Raw genomic sequence first — 12849 nt, forward strand, 5'->3', positions numbered from 1 at the left:
TCCCCCTCTGCCACCGAAATCCGTAGAGTAGATTTGTCTGGAAGAGGAGTGCTGTGCGGCTTGCTGATATAGCGTGACCAGCAACTTGCACAAACTTCTGACAGCAACACGGCTGCCTGTCGGGAAGGTAATGGGGGAGATGATAGCGAGTGCTTGCCCGACATGGACGTCGGGCCAGATCGGCAGGAGCAATCTTTCCGAGCAGTCATCTCCCCCATTACCTGACCTTATCACCCAACATGTAGCAACACGTCTCTGACAGCTACACTGCTCCCTGGCGGGAAGGTAATGGGGGAGATGATAGCGAGTGCTTGCCCGACATGGACGTCGGGCCAGATCGGCATGGAGCAATCTTTCCGAGCAGTCATCTCCCCCATTACCTGACCTTATCACCCAACATGTAGCGACACGTCTCTGACAGCTACACCGCTCCCTGGCGGGAAGGTAATAGGGGAGATGATAGCGAGTGCTTGCCCGACATGGACGTCGGGCCAGATCGGCATGGAGCAATCTTTCCGAGCAGTCATCTCCCCCATTACCTGACCTTATCACCCAACATGTAGCGGCTCACTCACTGCCGCTACACACCAGATATCAGGCCGATTTCACCGTCTCCAGAATATCAATCCAGCCATGCCCCGTGCTGACCTCACTGCCGTGCAGCCAGCGTCGCAGCATATTCTGCGCCATCATCGCGACCACTTTCTGTTGTGTTTCGTGGTTATAACGGCCAAAGCTGAACTTCACTCGCTGCCCCCAGCTACCTTCTGGCGTGTGCAGCGCAATAGACACCTCGCCCTCTGCCAGCGAACCGACCAGCAGAGCAACATCCGCGTGCTGTTGAACGGCAAAAGTCCCCGCACGCGCAACCAGGGCTTCCAGCGACTCTGGCTGGGCCATCAGCAACTCGCCACCCCGTAATGGCACCCCGGCTGCATTCAACTGCCAGTAAACCAGGCCGGCAGTAAATTGCTCGCTCACTGCCAGCGACAACTTACGCTGCTCCAGCTCACGCGCCAGCAGCGGTTGTAACCCTTCGGTGCCTTCAAAAATTGTGCACTCCGCCAGTAGCAACCGCACCTGCTGCCATACTTGCTCCATGGCAACGCGTTGGCTTGCAGGCCCCGTCAGCTTAATTTCGATGATTGGCATGGAAGAGCGGTAACCCATGACCACCCCTTCAGGGAGTGGCAGCGGTTCTAGCTGGTTCGCAATATCACTTTCACCACGACCAAACGTGGTCAGACGCAGGCAAAGAGGCGGTTCGGGCAGGTCAAAACGTGCTTTCAGGCGCGGAATAATTTGCTGTTCAACCATCACCTTAAATTCAGAGGGCACCCCTGGGGTGAAAAACATCCAGCAACGATTGAGCTGCATTGCAAAACCACAGGCAGTGCCTACCGGGTTATCCAGCATCTCTGCGGTGGCAGGAATTTCGGCCTGCTTACGGTTGCTGGCAGCCATCACGCGTCCACGGCTGGCAAACCAGGCTTCCATTTTCTCCAGCCACTCCTGGTGCATCACTAACTCAGTGCCCGCTGCCTGAGCAGCTGCGGCAGAACTCAGGTCATCGCTGGTGGGGCCAAGCCCGCCGTTCACAATCAATACATCCGCAATCTGACTGCGCGCCTGTAGCGTTTCCACCAGTGAACTCATGGCATCACCGACAGTGGTACGGCTGGTCATGGGTAATCCATGCTGAAACAGCACATCTGCCAGCCAGGCCGCATTGGTATCCACAATCTGTCCGTGCAGCACTTCATCGCCCGTTGCGAGCATCTCAACTCTCATTACGTGATCTCTCCTTTATCCGATGCAACTACTGTAGAAAGCCAGAGCCGGAAAAACAATCAGAGTATTGGGGATGAGCATGAAAGGTGTGAGCATTGCGGGGAGACAACTCTGTTAGCCTGCCGGATGCAGGCTAACAGCATTCAAATAACGCATTTGGCGTTAGCGGCGCGCCAACAGCAAGCCCAGGAACAGACCCGCAGCGGCACCGATCCCAATCCCCTGCCACGGCTTGTCATGCACATAGTCATCGGCACGGTATACCGCCTTTTTGGCACGGTAATAGTAGCCGTCAGAGGCCTGACTGACGCGGGATTTCACCTCATTGAGCGCCTGCTCTGCTTTCTCTTTCAGTTCGATGTAGGTCTGGTCGGCAGAATCGCCCGAAGACTTCAGCACCTCTTCCAGAGTTTTGGTCAGCAACGCGAGATCTTCATTCGCGCGAGTTTCAAACTGATCGGGATTGTATTGATCATCAGAATAAGACACGTAGTGATTCCTCCATGTTATGCCATCGTTGCTGCTTAACTATAGACGCTAATACTGTTTTCACCGCATTACAGCGGAGGTTATGACAATAAAAACAGGTTCGCGAATCAGATGAATCTGATACATTTTCTGCGGACTGAATTTTCCCGTTTAACGGCTGTCGTACCCCCTTGTAGCCTGTATTTTCAGGCCATACGCGAGGTGCGACAGCACGACAACTAAGACAACCCGAACTCAGGATAAGATTTCTGGCATGAATCGAAGAATGTTTATGAAAGCGTCAATGGCCTTCTCCGCTGTCAGTGGCATGACAGGCCTATCCACCCTGTTTGCGCAGTCCGCCTGGGCAGATGACGGCATCGCCGATGGCACAGCAGTCCGCTTCGATTTTGAGGTGCTCAAGCAAAAAGCGGCCAGCCTGGCAAAACAGCCTTGGGGAGGGCAACCCGGCCCACTGCCACAAACGTTGGCTGACCTGACGCCGCAGCAATACAACGCCATTCAGTATGACGCCAACCACTCACTGTGGAACAACATCCCCGATCGCGAGCTGGATGTGCAATTCTTCCACGTTGGCATGGGGTTCAAACGGCGTATCCGCATGTTCTCTGTTGATGCTGAAAGCCGCCAGGCACGGGAAATTCACTTCCGCCCAGAGTTGTTTAACTATCACGATGCGGATGTCGATACTAAGCAACTTCAGGGTAAAACTGACCTCGGCTTTGCGGGCTTCCGCGCATTCAAAAAACCTGAACTGGCGCGCCGCGACATTGTCTCGTTCCTCGGGGCCAGCTACTTCCGTGCGGTGGATGAAACCTATCAGTACGGTCTTTCAGCACGTGGTGTTGCCATTAATACTTTTGGCAGTCACGAAGAGTTCCCTGACTTCACCGCGTTCTGGTTTGAAACGCCCAAAGCTGACGATACCACCTTTACCGTTTACGCACTGTTAGATGGTGCCAGCGTAACAGGCGCATATAAATTTACTATCCACTGTGAAGAAAAGCGTGTGGTGATGGAGGTCGAAAACCACCTCTTTGCGCGTAAAGATATCGAACAGTTGGGTATCGCGCCGATGACCAGCATGTTCAGCTGTGGCACCAACGAGCGCCGTATGTGTAACACCTACCACCCGCAAATCCATGACTCAGATCGCCTTGCGATGTGGGCAGGGAGCGGTGAATGGATCGCTCGTCCACTGGATAACCCACAGCGTCTGCAATTTAACGCCTATCAGGATGAAAACCCGCGTGGTTTTGGTCTGCTGCAACTCGACCATAATTTCGAAAACTATCAGGATGTTATCGGCTGGTATGACAAACGCCCAAGCCTGTGGGTCGAACCGGTGGGCAAATGGGGTAAAGGGTCTATCAACCTGATGGAAATCCCCACGACCGGCGAAACGCTGGACAATATTGTCTGCTTCTGGCGACCGGCCGCGCCGGTAAAAGCAGGGAGCGAATTCAACTTCAGCTATAAACTCTACTGGAGCCAACTGCCACCGGTACGCAGCAGTCTGGCACGTGTTGGCGCTACCCGTACCGGCATCGGCGGCTTCCCGGAAGGATGGGCACCGGGCGAGCACTTCCCTGATACCTGGTGTCGCCGCTTCGCGATTGATTTCATCGGTGGCGATCTGAAAGCCGCAGCGCCTAAAGGCATTGAGCCAGTCATTACTGTCTCTTCGGGAACGTTCAAACAGGTTGAGATCCTTTATGTCGAACCCCTGGATGGTTATCGCATTCTGTTCGACTGGTATCCGAACAGTGATTCAACCGCCCCGGTAGATATGCGTCTCTTCCTGCGTACTAAAGAGGAAACGTTGAGCGAGACATGGCTCTATCAATACTTCCCCCCTGCCCCGGATCAGCGTAAATACACTGACGACCGGCAAATGACCCCAGCTTAATTCAACAGGGCGAGATGTTTTCTGTCTCGCCCCCTCTTTCTGATGTTAGCCTCTTATAACCTTATCCAACTATACGAACTCGTTTCCTCTTTAAGCGACTGAATATTTACCCGCAGCGATGCTGATTTCGGGCAGGTTACTTTATTCATTTTGACTCAAATGAGGAAAATTATGCCTTCTTTAACTTCAGCCTGGAGTTTTACAAATACTGGTGGAATATTTCAGGGAGAGCATCCACTTCATCTTCGTCTTCATCAAGGAGATATCGGTAACGAAAAGACCATGACGGCCTGGCCCTTTCCCGGTGCAGAAGCTAAAAGAGGCCGTGGAAGAGTTAAGCCAATTAAAACCGTCACAATCAAAGCCCAGGCGCCACGGCCTGCATCAACCAGACGCAACCCCCTGTTACGCCGCGCACCCAGCCAATCTACCATCAGGCTCAACAACAACAGTGCGGCGCGCAATGCACCCGTAGTACCTGCCGTAGCACACAGTAACAGTGCTGGCGGGAATACAGACAGTGCCAAAGAGAGCATGACAGTTTCCGCCTCCTACAACAGTTATGTTGGAAAGCGCAATAAACTCGCTGAAATTAATCGGGCTGAAAGCGAAGGTAAAAATAACCTCCGAAATGACCCGCCACCCGCTGTGACAAAATCGGGTAGTAGCATTGCAAAGTCATTATTGGTTAACGCCTTTTCCACTCCCGAAAACACTACCAGCACAGCTGTTTCACCCCTGAATATCTCATTGAGTGGCACGGCTCCCAGAAAAACAGCAGTATCTCTGGCATGTTTTGATTTTATTGATACAACGGAAGCAAGAAGCCATTTACAGCAACAAATCATAGAGCAAAGTAATAATTACTTCTGCGTCAAGCCCGGCAATCAGGGATTATTCAAGAGTTTCTTCACATCAGGATTAAAAATAACATCCCATTCTGATATCGCTGCGATGTGCATGCTACCCTGCCGACATAATTTACCCAGAGATAAAGAAAGTTTTGAATTTATAGGATACAGTCAAAAAGAAAACATGACATTAGCAACAAGCCGCAGTCGGGATAACAAAAAAAAGCCAGACATTTACTCCGTAGTCACCCTGTCATTACTCCTTCCCGATGAAGCAAAGAACCGAACCCTACCAAAATCGCTGATACTACCCGCCAACAGTTTCAAAATAATCAACTTCCCGGATTTATCAGGTGAATATCATCACTTTCTGGCCTTCCATGCAAATCAGCATGACTCAGACAATGGTTTTAATACTGGTATTTATCCCGTTAGTGTGCAGGATGGTGTATTTATCCTTAAGCACCCTCAATCTGGCCTTGAGTTTAGCAGCTCAAGCCTGGAGAAGCTTGTTTCAGGATTAATCAAGCAAACTGGGTTTTCATACGCATTTGATTCAGCCTCACAAAAATCAAAAAACGCCTTGAGCATCAGAGAAATCGTTCCAACTTACGCTCAGTCACTCTTTATCAGTAATAATGAAACCATTTCGGAATCGATAACACGAAACAAAATAAACCCAGAACTTTCATTTATATCCTCTTACCCTACTGATGAAAACAACGGCGCAAGCGCATTAATTAAAGGCAGTTTTACGCTTATTAATGACACGTTATGCTATGTCGACTTTAAAGGTGCCAAGGGTGAAATGGTGTTAAATATAGAAGTGGGTGACCCAGGAAAAATAAAAATTCACATTACAAATCAGCAAGAAGCGGATTTATTCAATCACCTTGGAATGAGTCTGGCGACATCCTACCGGAAAGAGGAGCTAATAGAGTTAATGGACGCCAAGGGAATTACTTACTTACCTAATGACGATTCACCTTATGTTTCACTGCCGGCTAAATCTGATGATTTTTATATCGATGAAATTTATCAAAGCGATAGTGGTGAGAATAAACACATCCATTCCGTAGGTAATGGTGCGTCGGTGTCTTCACCTAAATACACCAACTGTTTTAGCATCAGAGACAAATCACTCTACTTATATGACCAAAATGGCCGTTTCCGCACAGTAAAATTTAACACTACTCTACCAGGGGAAATGTTTATGATGGATGATAACACCAGAGCTGATGAATCATTTGTTATCAAACGATTCAACTTTACCCCTGGCCATTCTTACCGTCGCGATGAGTTGATGAATATTATGAAAGAGATGTCATTAGTTCATCACCCGGAGATGATATTGCCGCATTAATGGGTTTTGCAGGAATTCAGTTTTCTTTGTTAAACAAGAACCGCATAACCATGCGGTTCTTGTTTGATTTTACTTACATCAACGGCTGCGCGAGACGCACCAGATCAATCAGCGGCTGCGGATAGACACCCAGCAGCAGTACCAGGATGGCCGAGATCAACACCACGATCCCCCCAGCCGTATATGCCCAGTTGGCTGGAGTATCACGCGTATGCAACTCTGGTGGGTTCAGGTAGAGGCTCACTGTAACGCGCAGGTAGTAATAGAGGCCAATCGCGCTCCCCGCCACCACGGCACCCGTCAGCCACCACAGATGCGCATTCACACCGGAAGCCATCACATAGAACTTACCAATAAAGCCCAGTGTCATTGGGATACCCGCCAGAGACAGCATCATCACCGTCATTACCGCGGACAAAATTGGGCGATGCCAGAACAGGCCGCGATACGAGTACAGTGAATCAGCATCTGGTCCACGGTAAGGCGAAGACATCAGGCTAACAACACCAAACGCGCCGAGGCTACTGAACAGATAACCTGCCAGATAGACACCCGCCGTTTCCAGCGACAGCTGCTGTGTTTTAACCGCAATCAGCGCCACCAGCAGATAACCGAGGTGAGCAATGGAAGAGTAGCCCAGCAGACGCTTAATGTTGCTCTGCGAGATCGCCATCAGGTTACCAAACAGGATGGAAACAAAGGCTATCACACCCAGCACGGTTCGTACTGCTTCGCTGTCGGTGACCGGTGCATACAGGAACAGACGCATCACCACACCGAAAATCGCGATCTTACTGGCCGTTGCCAGGAAGGTGGAAACCGGAGCAGGCGCGCCCTGATACACATCTGGCGTCCACAGGTGGAACGGCACCAGTGACAGCTTAAAGCCCAGGCCGATAATCAGCATACCCAGCCCCACCAACAGCAACGGTTGCTGCAATACGGTGTCGCTCAGGCTTTTCCCCAGTTGCACAAAGCTCAGGCTGCCGGAGTCGGCATAAATCAAGGCGATGCCGAACAGCAGGAAGGAAGAAGCGGCTGCCGAAAGAATGGTGTACTTCAATGCCGCTTCCAGCGAACGCTTCTGGCGGAAGGCATAACCAATTAGCCCGAACAGCGGCAACGACAGCAGCTCAATACCGATGAACAGCGCCATTAAATGATTGGCGCTGGCCAGGACGATACCGCCCAGTGCGGCAATCAGTACCAGCAGATAGAACTCATCTTTGTTATCGGGATAACCACCCAGCCATGGATAAGCAAAGGTACAGGTCGCCAGGCTCGCGAGGATCACCAGCGCCGTATAGAACATCGAAAAACCATCTACGCGCAGCAGCGGTGTGGCATCCATCGCTCCGACGTGGCCGACAAACCACAGTGAAGCCAGCGCGACGTTGAGACCAATCACCGTCAGGGTGGCGTTAACAAAGTGGTTGCGTCGCCACGCAATGGACAGCATCACCACCACCACTGTTAACCCAGTGATCAACAGCGGCAGCAGCGCAATCAATTGTTGAGGAGTTATTGTCATGGCGAATTACGGCCTTGTAGTTGAAATTGAAGCGGTAAACCACTGCTGAATGTTGCTCATCGCAGCGTGGGAAGTGTCGAGGATGGGCTGTGGATAGACGCCCAGCAGCACCAGCAACACCACCAGCACCATAATCATGATGAACTCACGCGCAGACATTCCTGGCAGCGGTGCTTTAGATTTCGCTTCACCGTAGTAGGCGCGCTGCATCATGATCAGGGAGTACACCGAGGCGAACACCAGACCAAAGGTAGCAATCACAATGATCACCGGCACCACCTGGAAACTGCCGGTCAGAATCATGAATTCACCGGCAAAGTTACCCGTACCCGGCATACCAAGGTTGGCGACGGCGAAGAACAGTGACAGGCCCGGAATCCACTTAATGCGTGACCACAATCCACCCATCTGACGCATATCGCGGGTGTGCAGACGTTCGTACAGCTGACCACACAAGATAAACAGTGCCGCAGCCGACAGACCGTGAGCAATCATCTGCACCACAGCCCCCTGGAACGCCAACTGGCTGCCGGTGTAGATGGCAATCAGCACAAAGCCCATATGGGAAATCGAGGTATAGGCGATCAGACGTTTAATGTCCGTCTGGGAGAACGCCATCCAGGCACCGTAGAAGATACCAATAATACCGAGCCACATCGCAATCGGTGCAAACTCAGCCGAAGCATGCGGGAACAGTGGCAGGCTGAAGCGCAGCAAACCGTACGCGGCGGTTTTCAACAGAATACCTGCGAGGTCTACTGAACCGGCAGTCGGGGCCTGGCTGTGTGCATCTGGCAGCCAGCCGTGCAGGGGCACCACGGGCATCTTCACCGCAAAGGCGATAAAGAAGCCCAGCATCAGCAGATACTCAACGTTATGTGACATCGGGGTCTTCAGCAGTTCTTCATAGCTGAAAGTCCACACGCCGGTGGCGTTGTAGTGGACAAACACCAGCGCCAGAATGGCGATCAGCATGATCAAACCGGAAGACTGGGTATAGATGAAGAACTTGGTCGCAGCGGTGATACGGGTTTTGCCGTCAGAGGCTTTATGGCCCCACAGTGCGATGAGGAAGTACATCGGCACCAGCATCATTTCCCAGAAGAAGAAGAACAGGAACATGTCGATGGAGAGGAACACACCAATCACACCACCGAGGATCCACATCAGGTTGAGGTGGAAAAAGCCCTGATACTTCTCAATTTCATTCCACGAACAGAGTACAGCCATCAGACCGAGCAGCCCGGTTAGCACTACCATCAGCAGTGACAGGCCATCAATCGCCAGATGGAAATTGATACCAAAACGCGGGATCCACGAGACGATAAAGCTCGACTGCCACTGCGGCAAGCCGCTCGCCTGGGTCAGTGAATAGCCACCCTGCATCCACAGTTGCAGTGAGAGCACCAGGGTGAGAGCCATGGTGACCAGTGCGATCCAGCGTGGCACTTTCGCGCCGAGGCGCTCTGCCAGCCAGCACAGCAGGCCTCCAACAAACGGTATTACGATCAGCCACGGTAATAACACGGCGTAGTATCCCTTTTCTTAACCTGCGTGGGGGTTATCCAGTTTTACCGGTCATACACCAACCGGCTCTGTCGATAACCGCCGCAGCATCAGGCAATTTTGACATTCTCTACCGGGGCGAAAGGTGCTCCGCCCCGCTCATCATCTTTATACAATCAGCAACAGCGCCAATACGACAACTGCACCCACGCTCATTGAAGCCACATACCAGCGCAGATACCCGTTTTCACTCACTACCAGCCCTTTGTTGCCAATGCGTGAAACCAGTGCCGGGATGTTCATCAGGCTATTCAACGGATCGCGCTGGAGCAGCCAGGCAATGCCGAGGTAAGGTTTGACGAACACTTTGTCGTACAGCCAATCGAAGCCCCAGGCGGCAAACCACCAGGTGCCAAAGAAGCGGCCAACGGGGCTGTTCGCTACGCTGGTCACCCATTGACGTTTACCCAGCCATAGCGCGGCGGCAATCAGAATGCCGAGAATAGCCACCACACCAGAGGTAATTTCGAGGCCAACTTTACCGCTTTCACCAAACTCGTTATGTGGCAATACGCTTGCCAGCGGAGGTGTGATCAGTGCACCGATAAAGGTCGACAGCACCAGCAGCACAATCAGCGGTAGATGATGAGTAATGCCTTTACCTGCATGCGCGTGGATCTGCTCTTTACCGTGGAACACGATGAAGATCATGCGGAAGGTATAGATGGACGTCAGGAATGCCCCGACCAGTCCGGCAACCATCAGATTGATATGCCCATTGGCCAGTGCGCCAAACAGGATTTCATCTTTACTGTAGAAGCCAGCGGTAATCAGCGGCAGCGCCGCCAGGGCTGCGCCCCCAACCAGGAAGCAGGCATAAACCAGTGGGATACTTTTACGCAATCCACCCATCTTGAAAATGTTCTGCTCGTGGTGGCAGGCCAAAATCACCGAACCGGAAGAGAGGAACAACAAGGCTTTAAAGAACGCGTGGGTCATCAAGTGGAAAATCGCCGCGTCCCATGCCTGTACACCCAGAGCCAGGAACATATAGCCAATCTGGCTCATGGTGGAGTAAGCGAGTACGCGTTTGATATCGGTTTGCACCAGCGCGGCAAAACCAGCCAGTACCAATGTCACCGCCCCGACAATCCCGACCAGATGCAGCACTTCCGGCGTCAGCAGGAACAGACCGTGGCTGCGGGCAATCAGGTAGACACCCGCCGTCACCATGGTTGCCGCGTGAATCAGTGCGGAGACCGGGGTTGGGCCGGCCATTGCATCCGCCAGCCAGGTTTGCAGCGGTAACTGTGCTGATTTACCTACCGCACCACCCAACAGCATCAGGGTTGCCCACTGCAACATGTGGTTGTCAGCGGCAAAGTGTGCCGGTGCCAGTTCCATCATCTCGCGGAAGTTCAGCGTACCCAGTTCGTTGTAGAGAATGAACAGGGCAAAAGCGAGGAACACATCACCCACACGGGTAATGATAAAGGCTTTCATCGCCGCTTTGCCGTTTTCCGGATTGCTGTAGTAGAAGCCGATCAGCAGATAAGAGCACAGCCCCACCCCTTCCCAGCCGAGATACATCAGCATCAGGTTATCGGCCAGCACCAGAACCACCATGCTGGCGATAAACAGGTTGGTGTATGCGAAGAAGCGCGAGTAGCCCTCTTCACCACGCATATACCAGGAGGCAAACATGTGGATCAGGAAACCGACGCCCGTGACCACAGACAGCATGGTCAGCGACAGGCCATCCAACACCAGGTTAACCTGAATATTGAACTGACCGACCTGCATCCAGGTCCAGAGCGCCTGGGTAAAAGGTTGCTGGCCATGAGCAAAGAAGTCAAAACCCGCCCAGGCAGCCACCAGCGCCGCCAGGCCAACAGATCCCATGCCCACGGTGGCCGAAAGGTTCTCCGACCAGCGACCACGGGAAAACGCTAACAGCAAAAAGCCGATCAGCGGAAACAGTATGGTTAAGTAGAGAAGATTCATCCGCGCATCTCGCTCACTGTATCAATGTTCAGCGTCTGACGACGACGATAAAGCTGGAGCAGCAATGCCAGGCCAATACTGGCTTCTGCCGCAGCAAGGCTGATAGCCAGAATGTAGAAGACCTGACCGTCTGCCTGCCCCCAGTAACTTCCTGCCACCACCAGCGCCAGCGCGGCAGCGTTGATCATGATCTCCAGACCAATCAACATAAACAGCAGGTTGCGACGCAGCACCAGTGATGTCAGCCCAAGGACAAACAGCACCGCCGCGAGAATCAGGCCATGTTGTAATGGGATCATTGTTGTTCCTCCCCGGTTGACTGCGCATCATCAGCAGAACGCTGGCTGACCACTTCCGTTTTTTGCTCATCACGCCCGATGTGGAATGCCACCACCAGACCTGCCAGCAGGAGCATGGAGGCCAGTTCGACCGCCAATACATACGGACCAAACAGGCTGATACCCACCGCTTTAGCATCAATCACCGTGCCATCAATACCCTGATCGTTTGCGCTCAGGATGGCGTGGATCATCACCACTAACAGCAACAGAGAGACAATGCCAGGGCCGATCCACAGTGTAGGTTTGAGCCACTCACGTTCCTGATCCTGTTGGGTTTTGCCGAGATTCAGCATCATCACCACAAACACGAACAGCACCATAATGGCACCGGCATAGACGATGATCTCCAGCGCGCCAGCGAAGTAAGCCCCCAGCGAGAAGAACACGCCTGCAATCGAAAGCAGTGACACAATGAGGTACAAGAGCGCATGTACCGGGTTGGTATGGGTGATGACACGAAGTGTGGTCAACACCGCAACCAGACCGCAAAGATAAAACGCAAATTCCATGCCTGGCTCCTTAGGGTAACAAGCCTTTGACGTCGATAGGTTTGGCTTCGTTTTCTGCGTCGCCTTTATCTTTCCCGTCGATCGCCATCCCCGCCATGCGGTAGAAGTTGTACTCGGGATATTTGCCCGGACCTGAAATCAACAGATCCTGCTTTTCATAAACCAGGTCCTGACGCTTGAACTCACCGAGTTCGAAATCAGGGGTCAGCTGAATCGCCGTTGTTGGGCATGCCTCTTCACACAGACCGCAGAAAATGCAGCGTGAGAAGTTGATGCGGAAAAACTCCGGATACCAGCGACCATCTTTGGTTTCTGCTTTTTGCAGTGAGATACAGCCCACCGGGCAGGCAACTGCACACAGGTTACAGGCTACGCAGCGCTCTTCACCGTCAGGATCGCGCGTTAAGACAATGCGACCACGGTAGCGCGGCGGCAGATAGACCGGCTCCTCGGGATACATCTGCGTTTCGCGCTTTGCGAAGGCATGCATACCGATCATCCAGATACTGCGTACTGTCGTGCCGAAACCAACGACAATATCTTTTAATGTCATGT

General features: G+C 52.4%; 10 protein-coding genes. 2 read left to right on the plus strand and 8 right to left on the minus strand.

Annotated features, from left to right (window positions below):
- Positions 1–594: 594 nt before the first annotated feature.
- A complete protein-coding gene (locus F3J40_RS04210) occupies positions 595–1779 on the minus strand; it encodes a nicotinamide mononucleotide deamidase-related protein YfaY (RefSeq protein ID WP_167012938.1) in 1185 nt (394 codons plus the stop codon).
- Positions 1780–1953: 174 nt separating this feature from the next.
- Positions 1954–2280: a stress response protein ElaB gene (elaB, locus tag F3J40_RS04215; protein ID WP_167012703.1), complete on the minus strand. Its 327-nt coding sequence runs from the start codon at positions 2278–2280 to the stop codon at positions 1954–1956.
- Between the two features lie 253 nt (positions 2281–2533).
- Here elaB and F3J40_RS04220 point away from each other — a divergent pair, with 253 nt between their 5' ends.
- Both F3J40_RS04220 and F3J40_RS04225 read left to right on the plus strand, forming a co-directional pair.
- Positions 2534–4189: a glucan biosynthesis protein D gene (locus F3J40_RS04220; RefSeq protein ID WP_167012704.1), complete on the plus strand. Its 1656-nt coding sequence runs from the start codon at positions 2534–2536 to the stop codon at positions 4187–4189.
- 171 nt (positions 4190–4360) lie between these two features.
- Positions 4361–6403: a hypothetical protein gene (locus tag F3J40_RS04225; protein ID WP_167012705.1), complete on the plus strand. Its 2043-nt coding sequence runs from the start codon at positions 4361–4363 to the stop codon at positions 6401–6403.
- Positions 6404–6476: 73 nt separating this feature from the next.
- Here F3J40_RS04225 and nuoN read toward each other — a convergent pair whose 3' ends face one another.
- The 6 genes from nuoN to nuoI form a co-directional block, all read right to left on the minus strand.
- Positions 6477–7934 carry an NADH-quinone oxidoreductase subunit NuoN gene (nuoN, locus tag F3J40_RS04230; protein ID WP_167012706.1) on the minus strand — a complete coding sequence of 486 codons (1458 nt, stop codon included), beginning with the start codon at positions 7932–7934 and terminating at the stop codon, positions 6477–6479.
- A 6-nt stretch (positions 7935–7940) separates the two neighbouring features.
- On the minus strand, positions 7941–9461 hold the full coding sequence (nuoM, locus tag F3J40_RS04235) for an NADH-quinone oxidoreductase subunit M (protein WP_017345443.1): 1521 nt from the start codon (positions 9459–9461) through the stop codon (positions 7941–7943).
- Between the two features lie 147 nt (positions 9462–9608).
- Entirely contained in the window at positions 9609–11444 is a 1836-nt protein-coding gene (gene nuoL, locus F3J40_RS04240; RefSeq protein WP_167012707.1) for an NADH-quinone oxidoreductase subunit L, read from the minus strand.
- A complete protein-coding gene (gene nuoK, locus F3J40_RS04245) occupies positions 11441–11743 on the minus strand; it encodes an NADH-quinone oxidoreductase subunit NuoK (RefSeq protein WP_017345441.1) in 303 nt (100 codons plus the stop codon). Before nuoK ends, nuoL begins: the two co-directional genes overlap by 4 nt.
- Positions 11740–12294, minus strand: coding sequence for an NADH-quinone oxidoreductase subunit J (nuoJ, locus tag F3J40_RS04250; protein WP_167012708.1), 555 nt, complete (start codon positions 12292–12294; stop codon positions 11740–11742). Before nuoJ ends, nuoK begins: the two co-directional genes overlap by 4 nt.
- 10 nt (positions 12295–12304) lie before the next feature.
- Positions 12305–12847 carry an NADH-quinone oxidoreductase subunit NuoI gene (gene nuoI, locus F3J40_RS04255; RefSeq protein ID WP_017345439.1) on the minus strand — a complete coding sequence of 181 codons (543 nt, stop codon included), beginning with the start codon at positions 12845–12847 and terminating at the stop codon, positions 12305–12307.
- Positions 12848–12849 lie beyond the last annotated feature (2 nt).

The organism is Candidatus Pantoea multigeneris (assembly GCF_011752615.1).
Lineage (GTDB): Bacteria > Pseudomonadota > Gammaproteobacteria > Enterobacterales > Enterobacteriaceae > Pantoea > Pantoea multigeneris.